The organism is Streptomyces anandii JCM 4720 (genome assembly GCF_014650655.1).
Classification (GTDB): Bacteria; Actinomycetota; Actinomycetes; order Streptomycetales; family Streptomycetaceae; genus Streptomyces; species Streptomyces anandii.
In genome coordinates, this window is sequence record NZ_BMVJ01000001.1 from 344,729 (window position 1) to 345,148 (window position 420).

1 pseudogene is annotated in these 420 nt (G+C 79.0%); it reads left to right on the forward strand.

The features are described from left to right. Nucleotides 1-420, forward strand: a pseudogene (locus tag IE249_RS35835) (bifunctional [glutamine synthetase] adenylyltransferase/[glutamine synthetase]-adenylyl-L-tyrosine phosphorylase); the annotation flags it as partial.

Below are 420 nucleotides of genomic sequence, written 5' to 3' on the forward strand. Positions count from 1 at the left end.
GGCGGTGGCCCTGCTCGGCGGCGGGGGCGGTGCGGGCGGCGGCGCCGACGGCGGCGGAGGGCTGGAACCGCGCGGACGGGCCCAGCTGGAGCAGGAGATGCTCGCCGCGGTGGGGCGCGCCGAGAGCGCCGAGCAGGGGGTCACCGCGGCGCGTGGCGTACGGCGGCGGGAGCTGTTCCGTACGGCCGCCGCGGACATCGTCGGCTCCTACGGCACCGAGGCACAGCCCGTCGAGGCCGACCAGGGCGCGCTCGTGGACCGGGTGGGCGGTGCCGTGTCCGACCTGACGGCGGCGACGCTGGCGGGGACGCTGCGGGCGGTCGTGCGGGACGGGTGGGGGGACGGCGAGGACGCCCTGCCGGCCCGGTTCGCGATCATCGGGATGGGGCGGTTCGGGGGACACGAGCTGGGCTACGGCTC